Source organism: Micromonospora sp. NPDC049044 (assembly GCF_040649215.1).
In the GTDB taxonomy this organism is placed as follows: Bacteria; Actinomycetota; Actinomycetes; order Mycobacteriales; family Micromonosporaceae; genus Micromonospora.
On sequence record NZ_JBEZFA010000028.1, the window covers coordinates 43243 to 61715 of the forward strand.

The following is an 18473-nucleotide window of genomic DNA, read 5'->3' on the forward strand; positions in this document are numbered from 1 at the left end:
GTTTATTGGTCATGGACCTCACCCTCTCCGCCGAGCAGGCCGCGGTCCGCCAGTTGGCCGCCGAGTTCGCCGACCGGGAGCTGGTGCCGCACGCCGCCGCCTGGGACCGTCGCGAGTCGGTCGACCCGGCCATCGTCGGCACGCTGGGTGACCTGGGTTTCCTGGGGTTGACGATCGCCGAGGCCGACGGCGGCTCCGGCGGCGACCACCTCGCGTACTGCCTGGTCCTGGAGGAGCTCGGCCGGGGCGACTCGGCGGTACGCGGCATCGTCTCGGTCTCCCTCGGCCTGGTCGCGAAGTCGATGCGGCCCACGGCTCGGCCGAGCAGCGGGCCGAGTGGCTGCCCCGACTCTGCGCCGGCACCGCGCTCGGCTGTTTCGGGCTGACCGAGCCGGACAGCGGCTCGGACGCGGCGGCACTGCGCACCCGCGCGGTCCGCGACGGCACCGACTGGCTGATCACCGGCACGAAGACGTTCATCACCAACGGCACCACGGCCGACGTCGCGCTGGTCTTCGCCCGCACCGGCGGCCCCGGGCACCGCGGCATCACCGCGTTCCTGGTGCCCACCGACACCCCCGGGCTGACCCGACGGGAGATCCACGGCAAGCTCGGCCTGCGCGGCCAGGCCACCGGCGAGCTGCGCCTCGACGAGGTACGCGTGCCCGACGCGGCCCGCCTCGGCCCCGAGGGCGGCGGGTTCCGCCTCGCCCTGGCCACCCTGGCCAAGGGTCGGATGTCGGTGGCGGCCGGGTGCGTCGGCATCGCCCAGGGCTGCCTCGATGCCGCGGTCGGCTACGCCGCGCAGCGCACCCAGTTCGGCAAGCCCATCGCGGGGCACCAACTCGTCCAACAGCTGCTCACCGCCATCGCCGTGGACACCGCCGCCGCCCGGCTGCTGGTGTGGCAGGTGGCCGATCTGATCGACCGGGACCAGCCGTTCGCCACCGAGGCCTCGATGGCCAAACTCTTCGCCAGCGAGGCCGCCGTCCGCGCGGCCAACAACGCGGTCCAGGTCTTCGGCGGGTACGGCTACATCGACGAATACCCGGTCGGCAAGTACCTGCGCGACGCGCGGGTCGCCACCCTCTACGAGGGCACCAGCCAGATCCAGCAACTCCTCATCGGACGCGCGCTCACCGGCGTCAACGCCTTCTAGTCTCCGGGAGACCTGACATGAGAGTCTTCAGCTCGTTCGAGGAACTGGCCAGCGCGGTCGGCGAGACCCTCGGGCCCGGCCCGTGGGAGCGCATCGAGCAGAGTCGGGTCGATCTCTTCGCCGACGCCACCGACGACCACCAGTGGATCCACCTCGACCCGGTCCGGGCCGCGGCGGGGCCGTTCGGCGGGACCGTCGCCCACGGGTACCTGACGTTGTCGCTGCTGCCGGCGCTGGCCGGCCGGCTCTACCGGGTGCAGGGGGTGGCGATGGGGGTCAACTACGGGCTGAACCGGGTGCGCTTCCCCGCGCCGGTGCGGGTCGGCACCGCCGTCCGGGCCGCTGCCACCATCGCCGAGGTGTCCCCGGTGGCCGGCGGCGTGCAGATGGTCGCGACCGTCACAGTGGAGAGCGACAGCGGCGGCAAGCCCGTCTGCGTGGCCGAGACCGTCAGCCGGCTCTACGCAACCGCTGGTGGATGAGATGTAATCGCGAACGATGGCCGGATCGCGACGATCGAGGTCAGTAGCGGAAGCTATTGCAGGAGCGACAGGGCTCGAACCACCGGCCGGCACCCTGGACCTTGCCGGATCCGCGGCAGGCGGGGCACGGTCGCGGGCGACGGGCCCGGGCGGCCTCCCGGGCCTCGTCCTTGGCCGCCTCCCGATTGACGTACATGTTGACGCGCTGCCAGAGAGGGCTTACGCAACATCCGAAGGACGTCCTCGGTCTGGCGTCGGGCGTCGGCGAGTTGCCGCGTTCGCTGCTGCCGGAAAGGATCATTCGGAGTGCTGAGAATATCCGCCTCGATCTCGTCGTAGCGGCGCAGCCGACGCTCGCACCAAGCGATCCTCTCCGCCCGCGACATGAGGTCGAACTCGTCCATTGAAACTCCTTGCCCTGAGGAGAGTCAGCCGCACGACCTGCGGCGGATCTGACGATGAGCGAGGCGTTACCGCGTCTCCACATTCGAGCCCGAGCGATCACCTGCGAGCGTCTGGGTAACCGCAGAACACTGCATTCGCAGCTTCCCGCGTTGGGCGGCACCGGCCCATCAGGCAACAGGACCTCATGCCCGACACGTTCGGGTGGCGAGCGCCTTCGATTCGTCAGCAGGAATGGTGCCGCGTCCCGTCCCGTAGGACCGGATCGGGTCCAACGGCCGGCCGTGTCGCCGAGGTCAGCTCAGCGCCGCCGCCTTACCCAGGAGCACAGCGCGTTCCCGCTGGTTGGCGCAGAGCCGGGCCGCCAGTTCCAGCTCGGTGCGCGCCTCCGTACGCCGGCCGAGGCGGGTCAGCAGCTCGCCGCGTACGGTCGGGACCACATGCGAGCCGGGGAGCCGGTTCGCGGCGATCAGTTCGTCCACGATGGCCAGGGCCGGCGCCGGACCCGAGGCCATGGCCACCGCGACGGCCCGGTTGAGCTCGACCACCGGGGAGGGCGCGGTCCAGCCGAGTGCCTCGTAGAGCACCACGATCCGGTCCCAGTCGGTCTCCTCGACCGAGGGTGCCGCCGCGTGGCTGGCGGCGATCGCGGCCTGCAGGCCGTACGGGCCGAGGCCGCGAGTCGACGCCCTGGCCAGCGCGGCCACCCCACGGCGGATCGCCGCCGGGTCCCACAACCGGCGGTCCTGATCCGCGAGCAGAACCGGCGAGCCGTCCGGGCCGGTGCGGGCCGGGAAACGCGCGGCCGTCAGCTCGCACAACGCGAGCAGGCCGTACACCTCCGGTTCGTCGGGTTGCAGCGCCGCCAGCGTGCGGGTCAACCGGATCGCCTCGTACGCGACGTCGGGGCGCACCAGCCGGTCGCCCGAGGTGGCTGTCGACCCCTCCGTGAAGATCACGTAGAGGACGCTGAGCACGCCGCCCAGCCGGTCCCGGCGTTCGTCGGCCGGTGGCAGCTCGAACGGCACCGCGGCCGCCGCGATCGTCTTCTTGGCCCGGGTGATGCGGGCCTGCACGGTCGGCACGGGCACCAGGAGCGCGCGGGCGATCTCCTCGCTGGTCAGCCCACCCACCACCCGCAGGGTCAGCGCCACCCGGGCCGCCGGGGCGAGCACCGGGTGGCAGCTGACGAACATCAGCGCCAGGACGTCGTCGTCGATCCGGTCGAGGTCGACGTCCTTGTCGACAGCCGGTTCGGCAGCCAACAGGGCGTATCGGTCGTGCAGGGCGACCCGGCGGCGGATCGCGTCGATCGCCCGCCGCCGGGCCGTTGCCATCAGCCAACCGGCCGGGTTGGCCGGTGACGCCCGCCGCCACGACACGAGCGCCTCGGCCACCGCCTCCTGGGCGGCGTCCTCGGCCAGCCCGAAATCACCTGTGAACCGGGTCAACGCGGCGACGATCCGGGCCGACTCGACCCGCCAGATGGTCTCGACGTCGGCCGTACCCATCAGTTCCGGCCCTTGCTCTCGTTGCTGAAGGGGACCTCGTCGGCCTCGGCCACCCGCCGGACCTCGATCTTGGAGCCGCGGACCGCCGGAAACCGCTTGGCCCACTCGACCGCCTCCTGTTTCGTGGCGACGTCGAGGAGGAAGTAGCCACCGAACAGTTCCCTGGTCTCGCCGTACGGCCCGTCGGTGACCACCGGGGTCTCGCCGCCGAAGTCGACAACGACGCCGCGGCCCGGATCGTCAAGTCCTTCGGCCGCGACGAGCACACCGGCCCCCATCATCTGCTCGATGAACCGGCCGGTCTCGGCCATCGCCTCGTCGATGGTGGCCATCATGGCCGCGTTCGACTCGTCGGTGCCCCGCATGATCAGCATGTACTTCGACATCGCGGTCTCCTCGTCCGGCGGGGCCGCCTCCCGGCCCCCGCACCCCCACGTCGAACGAGCGGCGCGCGGATCGACACGGCGCCTCAATAATCTCCCGCCGTGGCGGTGCCGGGCCCCTACGACCCGGCACCGCGACAGGTTCGTCAGGCGACGGTGCAGGCGGTGCCGTTGAGGGTGAACGCGGATGGTCGGTCGGCGTTGCCGGTGTGGGTGGCCTGGAAACCGATGTCGACAGAGGTGCCCGGTGCGATCGTCGAGTTGTAGGAGACGTTACGCGCGGTCACCGCGCCGCTCGACGGGGAGTAGCTGGCATTCCAGCCGTTGGTGATTGTCTGTCCGCTCGGCAGCGTGAACGCCAGCGCCCACCCGTTGACAGCGGTGCTGCTCGTGTTGGCCACCGACACGGCGGCGGTGAGCCCGTTGCCCCAGGCATTGACCGTGTACGTGACCCGGCACGCACCCGACGGCGGCGGGGTGGTGGGCGGCGGGGTGGTGGGCGGCGGGGTGGTGGGCGGCGGGGTGGTCGGTGGCGGCGTGGTCGGCGGCGCGGTGGTCGGCGGCGCGGTGGTCGGTGGCGTGTCGCCGCCGATGCTGCCGGGCACCGACCGGAGGGCGTCGTACCAGGTCACGGCCATCTTGCGATAGCCGGTGGCGTTGGGGTGCACCCCGTCGGCCAGGTCGCTGAGCGTCAGCGCCCGGTACATGTCGACCAGGTGGACGCGTTTGCCGGCGGCGGCCCTGGTCTGCACGATCCCCGGGATCGCCGCGTTGTAGCCCCGGACCTGGTTGTCCGCGCCCGACTTCGGGATGATCGTCGCGACGAACACGTCAGCGTTCGGGGCGGTGTTGGTGATCCGGTCGACAAGGGTGGCCAGCCGGCCCGGGGCGCCGGAGGTGTCGCCGTACATGTCGTTGGTGCCGATGTGCAGCAGCACCGTCCGGGGATTGGTGGCCCGCAACCAGTTGACGACGTTGGCGTCGATCTGGGCGATGGTCCACCCGGAGTGGCCCTCGTGGTCGTGGTCGCCGAGGCTGGACGGGCCGTTGAACTGGGAGCCGACGAAGTCGATCCGGTAGCCACCGGACGTGAACTGCTGCCAGAGCTCGATCCGGTAGCCACCGGCGACGTTGAAGCCGTCGGTGATCGAGTCGCCGAGCGGCATCACGCGAACGCCGCCGTTGGATTCCGCGTTCGCGGGAGCGGTAGCGATCGGTACGGCCGCTGCCACGGCGGCGACGGCGGCCAGGGCCGCCCACCACAGGCGGGCTCGTCGGGGCCTTGGTGACGGCGCGGTGGTGGGTGGTGACGGAGGGACGGGACGGCCGAGCGTTGCACTGCTCATGGGACTTCCTCTGGTGGTGAGGGTGCGCGACAAGGGTGGCCACCAGGAGGACGGTCGCCGCCAGGTCGCGGTACGCGGGGGAGCGGGCGACGTGGCACGACCAAGAACCCGGACGTCTGCACTGGTGGCCGTGGCGCTGCCGCTGACACTGGTCCTCGATGGTCGGAGCGACAGATCGATGGACCGTGGCGGAAGTGTGCCCTGCACCTCGCCTGACGCACCCTAACGTGTTATCGCTAACACCGGCAATAGATCGGTGTCCGGCTATGGGTTCCGGCCCCGGAGCGCGTGCTCACGTTCTGGGTCGACCGGCCGGGTGCAGCGTCGAGTCGAGCCAGCGCAGCTGACGCCGGACGTGCACCGCCTCGCCGCCCTCGTGACCGTTGAACGGATAGACGTGCATCTCGCGAGCGGGTGGAACCGGCCGCCGGGCCGCCGCACCGTACTGGTTGTAGGCGGCGAAGCCGGTGCTGGGCGGGCAGACGGTGTCCCGCAGCCCGATCCCGAAATGCGCCGGCGCCGTCGCGCGCCGGGCGAAGCTCACCCCGTCGACGTAGGACAGGGTGCGCCACACCGCGTCCTCGGCCTCCCGGTGCACCGCCAGGTAGCGGGCGATCTCACCGTACGGCGCGGGCTCGCTGAGCTGGACGGCCCGCCGCATGTCGCAGAGGAACGGAGCGGTGGTCAGCACCGCGGCGAGGTCGCCGACCAGGCCGGCCACCGCCAGGGCGAGGCCGCCGCCCTGGCTGTTGCCGACCGCCGCGACCCGGGTGCCGTCAACCCCCGGCAGGGCGCGGACCGCCTCGACCGCACGGACCGCGTCGGTGATCAGACGGCGGTAGTGGTAGTCGTGTGGGTCGAGGATTCCCCAGGTCGCCGGCCAGGGCCCGCCGGGTGCGCCGTGCGGGTCGGGGGTGTCCCCACTGGCGTACTGACCCGACTGGCCCCGGTTGTCCATCAACAGGTGGGCGTACCCGGCAGTGGGCCAGGTCAGTCGCTCGTGGGGCAGGCCGCGACCACGGCCGTAGCCAGCGTACTCGACGACCGCGGGCAGTGGCTCCACTACCCCAGCGGGGCGGGTGTACCAGGCCCGGACCGGGTCGCCGCCGAAGCCCGCGAAGGTGACGTCCCAGGAGTCGAGCAGCCGCAGGTCGGTGGACTCCGGACGGACGTCGACGAGCACCGGCCGGGCGGTCGACTCGGCGAGGGTGTCGCCCCAGAACGTGTCGAAGTCGTCGGGTTCGACAGGTTCCGGCGCGTACCGCTGAAGGTCGTCGAGCACTGTGGCGGCGTGGGGCACGGGTCCTCGCAAAGGGGGCTCGGGTCAGCGCGGGCTGGCGGGGGGTGCGGTGCTCTCCCGGACGACCAACTCGGTCACCAGGTCTATCCGGCTGGTCGCCGGCTCGTTGCCCCTGGTCAGGTCGAGCAGCATCTGGGTGGCGATGCCCGCCATGTCGCGCAGCGGCTGGTTGATCGTGGTGAGGGCCGGGTCGGTCCAGGTGGACACCGGCAGGTTGTCGTACCCGATCACCGACAGGTCCTCGGGCACCCGCAGGCCGCACTGGCGGGCGGCCCGGAGCACCCCCATGGCCTGCGTGTCCGAGCCGGCGAAGATCGCCGTGGGTCGGGACGGCAGGCGGAGCAGCTCCAGCCCGTGGGCGTGCCCGGCGCCTGCGGAGAAGCTGCCGTAGCGGATCAGCTCACGGTCGACCGCCAGCCCGGCCTCCTCGTGGGCCGACTGGAAGCCGGCGGCGCGAGCCCGGCTGCAGAGCACATCGGGGGGCCCCGAGATGATGGCGATCCGCCGGTGCCCCAACTCCAGGAGGTGCCGGGCGGCCAGCAGGCCACCGTTCCAGTTGTTCGAACCAACGGTGGGCACCGAGGCCGAGGTCGCGCTGTCGGTGTCGACGACGACGAACGGTATGCCCTGACGCCGCAGGTGCTGCTGCTGGGCCTCGGCCAGATGGGAGAGGACGAACACCACGCCCAACGGGCGGTCGGTGAGGATCCTGTCCAACCATCGGGCCGGGGGGCGGTGCGCGCCGTTGAGCTGGGCCACCGACAGCCCGATGCCGGCCGCCGCGGTCACCGCCTCGACCCCGCGCAGGATCTCCATCGCCCACCCGGTGTCGAACTCGTGGAACACCAGGTCGATCCGCCCGCCGCTGGTCGAGGGGCGCCGGGCCCGGCGCTGGTACTGGTGGCGATCGAGGCTCGCCTCCACCCGCGCACGGGTGCCGGGGGCGACATCGCCGCGACCATTGAGGACCTTGGAGACCGTGGCGACCGAGACACCGACGTCGTGGGCGATGGTCGCGATGGTGGTGGAGGCGGGTGGATCGAGCGGGCGGTGCTCTGTCATCGCAGCCCCATACAACATCCGAAATTTTCGGGAGACCTTAACACGATTGGCCGGTCGCGCCAGCCGTTGCGGCAGTCGACCGGCCCGTTCGCGGGTCATTTCGCCGCGAATTCGCGACGGTGGGCCGACGGCACGGTCACTGTGCGCAGGATGTGGTCGCCGGAGTCCGATGCAGACCCTTGACACCCATCGATGGGGCACTTAGGTTGCCGAAAAGGTTGCGCAGGCTTCCGGAAACTTTCGGATCGCGGCACGTCCACCACGGAACTGGTTCACCAGGCACGGGGATGTGGCCGGAGCTAAGGGGTCATGGCATGGGAAGTCAGTTGCCCGGGCACAGCGACGCCGCGCCGTGGCGCGATCCGCAGCTGTCGCCGACCGAACGGGCCGAGGCACTCCTGCCGTTGATGACACTCGACGAGAAGATCGCCCAACTCGTCGGGGTATGGGTCGGCGCGGACGCCTCCGGCGGAGGCGTCGCCCCACACCAGTCCGACATGATCACCGAACTTCCGGAGTGGAGCACCCTCATCCGGCACGGGTTGGGCCAGCTCACCCGGCCGTTCGGCACCGCACCGGTCGACCCGGTGCTCGGCGCCCGGTCGCTCGCCGCCTCCCAGGCGCAGATCGTCGCCGCCAGTCGGTTCGGCATCCCGGCCCAGGTGCACGAGGAGTGCCTCACCGGGTTCGCGGCCTGGCGGGCCACCGTCTACCCCACCCCGCTGAGCTGGGGCGCGTCCTTCGACCCCGACCTGGTCGAGGCGATGGCCGACCGGATCGGGCGTTCCATGCGCGCCGCGGGCGTGCACCAGGGGCTCGCGCCGGTCCTCGACGTCACCCGCGACTACCGCTGGGGCCGCACCGAGGAGACCATCGGCGAGGACCCCTACCTGGTGGGGACGACCGGTGCGGCGTACGTGCGGGGGCTGGAGGGCGCCGGTGTCGTCGCCACGCTCAAGCACTTCGCCGGCTACTCGGCCTCCCGGGGCGGGCGCAACCACGCGCCGGTGCCGATGGGCCGTCGGGAGTTGGCAGACGTGATCCTGCCGCCGTTCGAGATGGCCCTGCGGCTCGGCGGCGCCCGCTCGGTGATGAACTCCTACGCCGAGATCGACGGTTTGCCCGCCGCCGCCGACGAGGAGCTGCTTACCGGTCTGCTGCGCGACGAGTGGGGCTTCACCGGCATCGTGGTCGCCGACTACTTCGCCGTCCGGTTCCTGGAGACCCTGCACCGTGTCGCGGGCGACGCCGCCGACGCCGCCCGGCTCGCCCTGCGCGCCGGGATCGACGTCGAGCTGCCCACTGTGGACGCCTTCGGCGCGCCGCTGGTCGAGGCGGTCCGCCGCGGTGACGTCGACGAGGCGCTCGTCGACCGGGCGCTGCGGCGGGTGTTGATTCAGAAGATCGAGATAGGCCTGCTCGACGACGACTGGCAGGGGCTGCCCGACGACGTGGCGAACCTGCGACTGGACGACGACGTCAGCCAGGAGGTGGCCCTTCGGCTGGCCCGGGAGTCAGTCGTGCTGCTGCGCAACGACGGCGTCCTCCCGCTGCCCGTCGGTGGCCGGGTCGCCCTGATCGGCCCGCTCGCCGACGACCCGATGGCCATGCTCGGCTGCTACTCGTTCCCCAACCACGTGGGCATCAACCACCCCGACCACGGGCTCGGCCTGGAGATCCCCTCGCTCCGCGACGAGTTGGCCCGACGCGTCCCGCTGCTCAGCCACGAGCCCGGCTGCACCATCACCGGTGAGGACACCTCAGGCATTCCGGCCGCGGTCGCCGCGGCTGCCGCCGCCGACGTGTGCGTGCTCGCCGTCGGCGACCGCGCGGGAATGTTCGGCCGGGGCACCTCCGGCGAGGGCTGCGACGCCGTCGACCTGCGGCTGCCCGGCGTACAGACCGAACTCGTCCGGGCCGTCCTCGCCACCGGCACCCCGGTCGTCCTGGTGCTGATGACCGGTCGCCCGTACGCGCTCGGCCCGGAGTTCGACACGGCGGCTGCCGTGGTGCAGGCGTTCTTCCTCGGGCAACTCGGCGGGCAGGCGCTCGCCGAGGTGCTCACCGGCGCGGTGAACCCGTCCGGGCGCCTACCGGTGAGCGTTCCCCGTGATGCCGGCGGCCTGCCCGGCACCTACCTCGCGCCGCCGCTCGGTCACCGCACCAAGGTCTCCTCGGTCGACCCCACCCCGGCGTACCCGTTCGGCCACGGGCTGAGCTATACCACCTTCGAGTGGTCCGACGCCGGGGTGGTCGATCCGGCCGACGAGACGCCGGACGCGCCGGCGGCCTGGCCGGTCGACGGCGAGGTCCGGGTGCGGATCACCGTCACCAACACCGGTGACCGGGCCGGCACCGAGGTGGTGCAGCTCTACCTGCACGACCCGGTCGCGCAGACCACCCGCCCGGTGGTCCGGTTGGTCGGCTACACCCGGCTGCCGCTGGAGGCCGGCGAGGCGGCGCAGGTGACCTTCGGCGTACCGGCCGACCTGGCCTCGTTCACCGGGCTGGCCGGCCGGCGGGTCGTCGAGCCCGGCGAGGTGGAGCTGCGCTTCGGCCGGTCGAGCGGCGACGCGGCGGCGACAGTGCCGCTGCGGCTGACCGGCGCCGAACGCCAGGTCGGCCACCAGCGGGAACTGCTCACGTCGGTGCGGGTGGAGCCCCTCGTGGCCGTCCCGCATCCCGCCTAGGAAGGGCCGAGGATGACGTCGACCTTGCGGCCACCGCCGCCGGCACCACCCCGGTCACCGGCGGAGGCGGACAGCCCCGCCCCGCGGGCGCCGCGGCGGCGCCAGAGCTGGCGGCAGGCGCTGCGCCGGGACTGGCAGCTCTACTCGCTCGCCGTCCTGCCGCTGCTGTTCTTCCTGATCTTCCGGTACCTGCCGATGATCGGGAACGTCATCGCGTTCCGCCGGTTCAAGCCCGGCGGCAGCATCTTCGGTGAGTACTGGGTCGGCCTGCGGTACTTCCGGATGTTCCTCACCGACCCCACGTTCTGGGAGGTGTTCACCAACACGCTTGTGCTCGGGGCGCTGACCCTGCTGTTCTGCTTCCCGTTGCCGATCGTGCTGGCGTTGCTGCTCAACGAGGTGCGGGCCCGCCGGTTCAAGCGGTTCGTGCAGTCGGTGTCCTACCTGCCACACTTCCTGTCGATCGTGATCGTGGCGGCGATGGTCATGCAGTTGACCATGGTCGACGGCGCGGCCAACCAGCTCGTCCGGTTCTTCGGCGGCGACGCGGTGGCGTTCCTGCAACAACCCGGCTGGTTCCGCACCATCTACGTGTCCTCCGAGGTCTGGCAGAGCGTCGGCTGGGGCACGATCCTCTACCTCGCGGCCCTCACCACTATCGACGAGGACCTGTACGAGGCGGCGCGGATCGACGGCGCCAACCGACTGCGGCAGACCTGGCACGTCACCCTGCCGGGGATCCGACCGACGATGATGACGCTGCTCATCCTCAACATCGGCAGCTTCCTGGCTGTCGGGTTCGAGAAGATCCTGCTGCTCTACAACCCGTTGACGTACCCGACCGCGGACGTGGTCTCCACGTACCTGTTCCGGATGGGCTTCCAGTCCAGCAACTTCAGCTATGCCGCGGCCATCGGTCTCTTCGAGGCGGTGATCGGGCTGGTCCTGGTCCTGACGGCGAACCTGATCTCCCGGCGCACTGTGGGGACGAGCCTGTGGTGATCCTCGGTACGAAGAGCGAGGCCCCGAAGACCCGGGGACAGGTGGACAGTAGGGGCTACCGGATCTTCCGAGTAGTCAACACTGTCGTCCTGATCGGCGTCGTGGTCGTGACGCTGTTCCCGTTCCTCAACATCGTGTCCCGCTCGCTCAGCGACGAGGCGTACATCATCACGGGAAAGGTGAGCATCGTCCCGCGCGGGTTCAACGTCACCGCGTACAAGCTGGTGATGTCCGACCCGATGTTCTGGACGAACTACCGCAACACGGTGGTGTACACGGTGGTCGCCACCATCATCTCGATCGTGCTGACCACCTGTTACGCGTACGTGCTGTCGAAGCCGCAGCTCAAGGGGCGCGGCGTCCTCGTCGGCATCGCGCTGTTCACCATGTTCTTCACCGGCGGCCTGATCCCCAACTACGTGCTGGTCACCAGCCTGGGCATGAAGAACACCATCTGGGCCGTCGTGGTCCCCAACGCCATAAGCGTGTTCAACCTGCTGGTCATGAAGGCGTTCTTCGAGAGCCTGCCCACCGAGTTGGAGGAGGCCGCGGCGGTCGACGGGCTGAACACCTACGGCATCCTGCTGCGGATCGTGCTGCCGTTGTCGAAGGCGATCCTCGCGACGATGGTGCTCTTCTACGCGGTGGCGTTCTGGAACTCGTGGTTCAGCGCGTTTCTCTACCTGGACCGGCAGGAACTGTTGCCGGTCACCGTCTACCTGCGCAACCTGATCGTGGGTGCCACCGACGCGCAGGAGGCGGGGGCCGCCGATGCCGATGTCGTGCAGGCCGCGGCCACCCTGCAGGCCGTGACGATCGTGCTGACCACCCTGCCGATCCTGGCGGTCTATCCCTTCGTCCAACGGTACTTCGTCCGCGGCGTGATGCTCGGCGCGGTAAAGGGGTGACGCGGACGACGCACCGTTCCACAGTCGAATCCCCACCACCGAAAGGACGAGCCATGCTCCACCAGACGTGGCGCCGGGTGGCGATAGCCACCGCGGGTCTGCTCGCGTTCACCCTCACCACCGCCTGTTCCGAGGATCCCGGCGAGTCGACGGACCTCTCGAAGAACAAGGTCGGGGCGATGGACACCTACGGCGTCGGCGACCAGTTCAAGGCCACCGAGGCGCTCTCCTTCTCCACCCTCTACAACAACCACACGTTCTACCCGCTCAAGGAAGACTGGCTGTTCTGGTCGGAACTGACCAAGCGGACCAACGTCAAGATCGAGCCGGTCGCCGTTCCGCTCAGCGACTACGAGCAGAAGCGCAGTCTGCTGATCGGTGCCGGCGACGCCCCGCTGATCATTCCGAAGACGTACCACCCGCAGGAGGACGCGTTCGTGGCCTCCGGGGCGATCCTCCCGGTGAGTGACTACCTGGATCTGATGCCCAACCTCAAGGACAAGATCGCCAAGTGGAACCTCAAGCCGGAGATCGACAACCTGCGGCAGGCCGACGGTAAGTTCTACCTGCTGCCGGGCCTGCACGAGAAGCCCACCCAGGACTACACGGTGCTGGTGCGCACCGACATCATGCAGGAGCTCAACCTGCCGACCCCGAAGACCTGGGACGACCTGTACACGGTACTCAAGGCGATGAAGGCGAAGTACCCGAACGTCTACCCGTACTCCGACCTGTTCAGCAAGCCCAACCCGACCGGCGCCCTGCTGGGCATTCTCGGCTCGTCCCACGGCACCTACGCGGGCTGGGACTTCCAGCACGCCACCTGGGACCCGAGCGCGAAGAAGTTCACCTACACCGGCTCGTCCGAGCAGTACAAGCAGGTGGTCACGTACCTGCACAAGCTCGTCGCCGAGGGCCTGCTCGACCCGGAGAGCTTCACCCAGACCGACGACCAGGCCCGCCAGAAGCTGGCCAACGGCAAGTCCTTCGTGGTCACCGGCAACGCGCAGACGCTCGTCAACAACCACCGGCCCGACCTGGCCAAGACCCTGCCGAACGCGAAGATGGCCAAGATCCCGCTGCCGATCGGCCCGGCCGGCGAGGTCAACCCGTTCCCCCGGCTGGAGAACGGCATCATGATCTCCTCGAAGGCCCGGGAGAGCAAGAACTTCGTCGCCATGATGCAGTTCATCGACTGGCTGTGGTATTCGGACGCCGGCATGGAGTTCGCCCGCTGGGGCGTCGAGGGCACCACCTTCACCAAGGACGCCTCCGGCAAGCGCACGCTCAACCCCGGCGTCGACTTCCTCGGCCTCAACCCGAAGGCACCCAAGCACCTGCAGAAGGACTTCGGCTTCCACAACGGTGTCTTCGCCTACGGCGGCACACCCGACCTGGTCCGCGGGTTCTTCTCCCCGGAGGAGCTGGAGTTCCAGAAGGTGATGGACGCCCGCAAGCCGCGGGAGGTCCCCCCGCCGCGCCCGTTCACCGATGAGGAGCGGGAGCAGGTGTCGCTCTGGGAGACCCCGCTGAAGGACTTCGTCACCCAGAACACGCTCAAGTTCGCCCTCGGTCAGCGACCCCTGAGCGAATGGGACGCCTACGTGGCCGAGCTGAAGGCCAAGAACTCCGAGCAGTACATCGACGTGGTCAACAAGGCGTACGAGCGGTTCCAGAAGGACAACGGCTGACCAGGCGGGGAGTCCGGTCGGGCGGTGACCAGGCCCGACCGGGCTCCCCGACGACCACCGGCCCCGGGGCGCGTCACCCGCCGCCCCCGGGTCGGACGAGCAGAGGACGGCGATGCGCAGCACCGGCCGTCGCGAGCGGAGGGAACAGCCGTGAGCGCCGCGCGCACCTGGCGACAGTTCGGCGACGGGCCGCTGTCGCGGATCACCTCTCGGGTCTACATCCTGCTCGTGGTCGAGATGCTGCTCCTGCTCACCACAGTGCCCGGCCTGCTCCCGCTGCTGCTGCTGGGCCGCGACCCCAGCAATCTGCCGCTTGCCGCCGTCCTGCTGGTGCCGCTCGGTCCGGCGCTCTCGGCTGCCCTGTACGCGCTGCGCCACCAACGCACCGACCTGACCGACCTGCGGCCCGCCACAGTGTTCTGGCGCGGCTACCGGGCCAACCTGTCCGGCGTGCTGCGCGTCTGGGTGCCGATGCTGCTGTGGTTGACGGTGCTCTCCGTGAACCTCGCCTACCGTGCGGCGGTCGGCCTCCCGGGCTGGTGGACGGTGCCGCTGCTGCTGCTCGCGCTGGGTGTGACGCTCTGCGCGGCAAACGCCCTGGTGATCACCTCGCTGTTCGACTTCCGCACCCGGGACGTGTTCCGCCTGGCCGTGCACTTCCTCGTGCGTACCCCGGGGGTCACCGTCGGCAACGCGCTGCTGCTTGCCGCGGCGGCCGCGGTCACCGCGGTCTTCTCCGAGGCGGTGCTGGTGCTGTTCGGTTCGGTAGCGGTCCTGGCGTTCCTGCGCGTCAGCGACCCGATGGTCCGGCTGATTCAGAAGGAGTTCCTGCGATGAGCCTGCCCGTCACCGCCAAGGTGCGAGCGAGAAATACCACGGTCACCGCAGGAGGACAGGTGCCTCCGTGCCGCTTCCGGCGTACGGTGTCGTCGTGCTACGGGAGGATCGATGAACGCCGAAGAATGGGTGGACCTGGAGCAACTGATGTTCGTCGAGGAGCCGCTGGAGAGTGACGAGCCGCGCGTACACCCGGCCTGGCTGCCACCGGAGGCATTCCGCACCCTCGGTGCGCGCCGCGTCCTCGTGCACGGCGACGGCCTGCTCGTCGACACAGTGCTCGACGAGGTTTCGCGGGCCTGTGCGCGCTACGGCGGGCGGGTGTGGCACAACCCTTCCTGGGACGTCGACGCCGACCTGGTGCTGGCCCTGCGCGGCGCGGGCGAGCTGCCCGGCCCGGCGGTGGAGGCGGTGCGGGACGAGGTCGACGGCGGGACGCTCGGCGACGAGGGGTTCCTGCTGACCCACGCCGGCCCGGTGACGGTGGTGCTGGCCAACACGCCCGCCGGCCTGCTGTACGGGCTCTACCACGTGGTCCGGCTCTGCGCGGCGGCCTTCGACCCGACCCGCCCGCCGGAGCGGCACCGGCCCGCGCTGCGTCGGCGGATGCTCAACCACTGGGACAACGTGGCAGTGCACCCGGTGATGGGCCAGGTCGAACGGGGCTACTCGGGTGGCTCGATCTTCTGGCAGGACGGCCGGCCGCGCGGCGATCTGGCCCGGATCCGGGAGTATGGACGACTCCTCGCGGCGAGCGGCGTCAACGCCATCTCGGTGAACAACGTGAACGTCGCCCGTACCGAGGCGCTGCTGCTCACCGACCGGCTCGGCGACGTGGCCGAGATCGCCGACGTGCTGCGCCCGTACGGCATCCGGGTGCACCTGTCGGTCACCTTCGCCGCGCCGATGCTGCTCGGTGGCCTGTCCAGCGCCGACCCGCTCGACGAGCAGGTGCGCAGCTGGTGGGCGGAGACCACCCGCGACGTCTACGACAGCATCCCCGACTTCGGCGGCTACCTGGTGAAAGCCGACTCGGAGGGGCAGCCCGGCCCGTTCAGTTACGGGCGCGACCACGCCGACGGGGCGAACCTGCTGGCCGACGCGCTCGCCCCGCACGGGGGAGTGGTGCACTGGCGGGCGTTCGTCTACAACCACCACCAGGACTGGCGGGACCGGTCCACCGACCGGGCCCGCGCCGCGTACGACCACTTCGCCCCACTCGACGGGCGGTTCCGCACCAACGTGATCCTCCAGGTGAAGCACGGTCCGGTGGACTTCCAGACCCGTGAGCCGGTCTCCCCGGTGATCGCCGCGATGCCCGCCACCCGACTGGCTGTGGAGTTGCAGGTCACCCAGGAGTACACCGGCCAGCAGCGACACGTCTGTCACCTCGGCCCGTGGTGGAGTGAGGTGCTGCGGTTCGCGCCGTGGGGGCCGAGTGGGCGGCTGGTGGCCGACGTGGTGGCGGGGGTGGCCGGCGCCGGTGGTGGCCTCGTCGCGGTCGCCAACACCGGCGACGACCTGTTCTGGACCGGGCACCCGTTGGCGCAGGCCAACCTGTACTCGTTCGGGCGGCTCGCCTGGAATCCGCGGCTGGACCCGACGGCGATCCTCGACGAGTGGATGACGCTCACCTTCCCGCCGTCGGCCACCGCCGACCCCGAGCTGGTGCGGCGGACGCTGCACGAGATCATGGACGACTCGTGGCGCACCTACGAGCGTTACACCGCCCCGTTGGGCGTTGGCTTCATGGTCAACCCCGGCGACCACTACGGCCCCGGCGTCGACGGGTACGAGTACTCGCGGTGGGGCACCTACCACTTCGCCGACCGTGACGGCGTCGGCGTGGACCGCAGCCGCGCGTCGGGTACCGGTTTCGCCGGCCAGTACCCGCCGTACTGGGCCGAGCAGTACGAGACGCCCGAGAGCTGTCCCGACGAGCTGCTGCTCTTCTTCCACCATGTGCCGTACCGGCACGTCCTGCGAAGCGGATCGACTGTCATCCAACACATCTACGACACGCACTTCGCCGGCGTCGAGGAGGTGGCGGCGATGCGCCGCAGGTGGCAGACGCTGAACGGGATGATCGACCCGGCGGTGTACGAGCGGGTGGCCGACCGCCTCGACGAGCAGGTGCGCTCCGCCACCGAGTGGCGCGACCAGATCAACACGTACTTCTTCCGCAAGTCCGGGGTGCCGGACGAGCGGGGGCGGCCCATCCACTGACCGGGCAGCTCACCAGGGATGCACGGTCCCGTCCTCCAGCCGGTTCACCGGCAGGTACGCGGGCGAGTACGGGTAACGGGTCGCCGCCTCCTCGTCGATGTCCACCCCGAGACCTGGCGTCTCGGCGGGGTGCAGGTAGCCGTCGGCGAAGTGGTAGCCGTGCGGGAACACCTCGTCGGTCTGCTCGGTGTGCCGCATGTACTCCTGTAGACCGAAGTTGGGGATGGAGATGTCGAGCTGCAACGCGGCGGCCATGCAGACGGGGGAGAGGTCGGTGGCCCCGTGCGATCCGCTGCGGACGTGGTGCAACGCCGCGAGGTCGAAGATCCGACGCAGGTGGGTGATCCCGCCGGCGTGCACCACTGTGGCCCGGATGTAGTCGATGAGCTGTTCCCGGATGAGCTGGGCGGCGTCGAAGATGCTGTTGAACACCTCCCCGACGGCGATCGGGGTGGTGGTGTGCTGCCGGATCAGCCGGAAGCCCTCCTGCAGGTCGGCCGGGACCGGATCCTCCATCCAGGTCAGCGCGTAGGGCTCCAGGCTGCGGCCGAGCCGGGCCGCCTCGATCGGGGTGAGCCGGTGGTGCACGTCGTGCAGCAACCGCAGGGTGGGGCCGAACTCGTCGCGTACCTGGGCGAACACCTTCGGCACGTGCGCCAGGTAACGCGGGGTGGACCAGGTCGCCTCGCTCGGCAACGCCGCGTCGGCCGGCTCGTAGAAGAACTTGTCGGTGCTGACGCCGTAGGTCTTGGGTAGGCCCGGCACCCCGCACTGCACCCGGACCGCCCGGTAGCCGAGGTCGACGTAGCGGGCGACCTCGACCAGCACCTCCTCGACGGTCTCGCCGTTGGCGTGGCCGTACACCGTGACGCCCTCGCGGGAGCGACCGCCGAGCAGTTGGTAGACCGGCAGGCCGGCGACCTTGCCCTTGATGTCCCACAGCGCGGTGTCCACGGCGGCGATGGCGCTCATCGTGACCGGGCCGCGCCGCCAGTACGCGCCCTGGTAGAGGTATTGCCAGGTGTCCTCGATGCGGGCCGGGTCCCGGCCGATCAGCAGGGGCACCACGTGGTCACGCAGGTACGACGCGACGGCCAACTCCCGGCCGTTGAGGGTGGCGTCCCCGACCCCGGTCACCCCCTCGTCAGTGACGATCTTGAGAGTGACGAAATTGCGTCCCGGGCAGGTCACGATGACCCGGGCATCGACGATTCTCACCTGATCTCCTTCGTGCCCCCGAGCGTCGTGCGCTGACGCGCACCGGGGGCGGGAGGGATGTGAAAGTCCGGCACGTTTCGAGAACGTCCCGATAATAGCCCGCGAGCCGTCACCCACAGCGGGGCTCGCCGGCCTCCCCGGTTGCGCAGGTGGGCCCGGAATCCGTTGCGCCGAAAGGTTTCCGGAAGTCTTGACAATCGAGTGTGCTCGATTAAAGCTGACGTGGTCACGCGAGCCGCGGTCAGGGTCGGGCGAA

The 18473-nt window shown here is 70.3% G+C and carries 15 protein-coding genes; 9 read left to right on the forward strand and 6 right to left on the reverse strand.

The features are described 5' to 3' along the window. The first annotated feature begins 11 nt into the window (after positions 1 to 11). The 3 genes from AB0B85_RS22405 to AB0B85_RS22415 are packed head-to-tail and all read left to right on the forward strand — an operon-like array spanning position 12 to position 1641. Positions 12 to 386 carry an acyl-CoA dehydrogenase family protein gene (locus AB0B85_RS22405; protein WP_357410262.1) on the forward strand — a complete coding sequence of 125 codons (375 nt, stop codon included), beginning with the start codon at positions 12 to 14 and terminating at the stop codon, positions 384 to 386. A 32-nt stretch (positions 387 to 418) separates the two neighbouring features. Beyond that, positions 419 to 1159, forward strand: coding sequence for an acyl-CoA dehydrogenase family protein (locus AB0B85_RS22410; RefSeq protein ID WP_357410358.1), 741 nt, complete (start codon positions 419 to 421; stop codon positions 1157 to 1159). 17 nt (positions 1160 to 1176) lie between these two features. Beyond that, on the forward strand, positions 1177 to 1641 hold the full coding sequence (locus AB0B85_RS22415; protein ID WP_357410264.1) for a MaoC family dehydratase: 465 nt from the start codon (positions 1177 to 1179) through the stop codon (positions 1639 to 1641). Between the two features lie 698 nt (positions 1642 to 2339). Here AB0B85_RS22415 and AB0B85_RS22420 read toward each other — a convergent pair. The 5 genes from AB0B85_RS22420 to AB0B85_RS22440 form a co-directional block, all read right to left on the reverse strand. Then, positions 2340 to 3554 (reverse strand): sigma-70 family RNA polymerase sigma factor, encoded by a 1215-nt coding sequence (locus AB0B85_RS22420; protein ID WP_357410265.1) that lies wholly within the window; start codon positions 3552 to 3554, stop codon positions 2340 to 2342. Further along, positions 3554 to 3940, reverse strand: coding sequence for a YciI family protein (locus AB0B85_RS22425; RefSeq protein ID WP_357410267.1), 387 nt, complete (start codon positions 3938 to 3940; stop codon positions 3554 to 3556). Before AB0B85_RS22425 ends, AB0B85_RS22420 begins: the two co-directional genes overlap by 1 nt. Positions 3941 to 4083: 143 nt before the next feature. Beyond that, the gene (locus AB0B85_RS22430; protein ID WP_357410269.1) at positions 4084 to 5283 is read right to left on the reverse strand and encodes a cellulose binding domain-containing protein; all 1200 of its coding nucleotides are present in this window, start codon (positions 5281 to 5283) and stop codon (positions 4084 to 4086) included. A gap of 292 nt (positions 5284 to 5575) precedes the next feature. Beyond that, entirely contained in the window at positions 5576 to 6583 is a 1008-nt protein-coding gene (locus tag AB0B85_RS22435; protein WP_357410271.1) for an acetylxylan esterase, read from the reverse strand. A gap of 24 nt (positions 6584 to 6607) precedes the next feature. Then, positions 6608 to 7645: a LacI family DNA-binding transcriptional regulator gene (locus AB0B85_RS22440; RefSeq protein WP_357410273.1), complete on the reverse strand. Its 1038-nt coding sequence runs from the start codon at positions 7643 to 7645 to the stop codon at positions 6608 to 6610. Between the two features lie 314 nt (positions 7646 to 7959). Between AB0B85_RS22440 and AB0B85_RS22445 the strand changes: the two genes are divergently transcribed. The 6 genes from AB0B85_RS22445 (at position 7960) to AB0B85_RS22470 (ending at position 16999) form a co-directional block, all read left to right on the forward strand. Further along, on the forward strand, positions 7960 to 10335 hold the full coding sequence (locus tag AB0B85_RS22445) for a glycoside hydrolase family 3 N-terminal domain-containing protein (RefSeq protein WP_357410274.1): 2376 nt from the start codon (positions 7960 to 7962) through the stop codon (positions 10333 to 10335). A 12-nt stretch (positions 10336 to 10347) separates the two neighbouring features. Then, entirely contained in the window at positions 10348 to 11337 is a 990-nt protein-coding gene (locus AB0B85_RS22450) for an ABC transporter permease subunit (RefSeq protein WP_357410276.1), read from the forward strand. Further along, positions 11334 to 12245: a carbohydrate ABC transporter permease gene (locus tag AB0B85_RS22455; RefSeq protein ID WP_357410278.1), complete on the forward strand. Its 912-nt coding sequence runs from the start codon at positions 11334 to 11336 to the stop codon at positions 12243 to 12245. Before AB0B85_RS22450 ends, AB0B85_RS22455 begins: the two co-directional genes overlap by 4 nt. 53 nt (positions 12246 to 12298) lie before the next feature. Continuing rightward, positions 12299 to 13936, forward strand: coding sequence for an extracellular solute-binding protein (locus AB0B85_RS22460; protein WP_357410280.1), 1638 nt, complete (start codon positions 12299 to 12301; stop codon positions 13934 to 13936). Between the two features lie 150 nt (positions 13937 to 14086). Beyond that, positions 14087 to 14773, forward strand: coding sequence for a DUF624 domain-containing protein (locus tag AB0B85_RS22465; protein WP_357410282.1), 687 nt, complete (start codon positions 14087 to 14089; stop codon positions 14771 to 14773). A gap of 111 nt (positions 14774 to 14884) precedes the next feature. Beyond that, entirely contained in the window at positions 14885 to 16999 is a 2115-nt protein-coding gene (locus AB0B85_RS22470; RefSeq protein WP_357410284.1) for an alpha-glucuronidase, read from the forward strand. A gap of 9 nt (positions 17000 to 17008) precedes the next feature. Here AB0B85_RS22470 and manD read toward each other — a convergent pair whose 3' ends face one another. After that, the gene (gene manD / locus AB0B85_RS22475; RefSeq protein ID WP_357410286.1) at positions 17009 to 18217 is read right to left on the reverse strand and encodes a D-mannonate dehydratase ManD; all 1209 of its coding nucleotides are present in this window, start codon (positions 18215 to 18217) and stop codon (positions 17009 to 17011) included. Between the last annotated feature and the right edge of the window lie 256 nt (positions 18218 to 18473).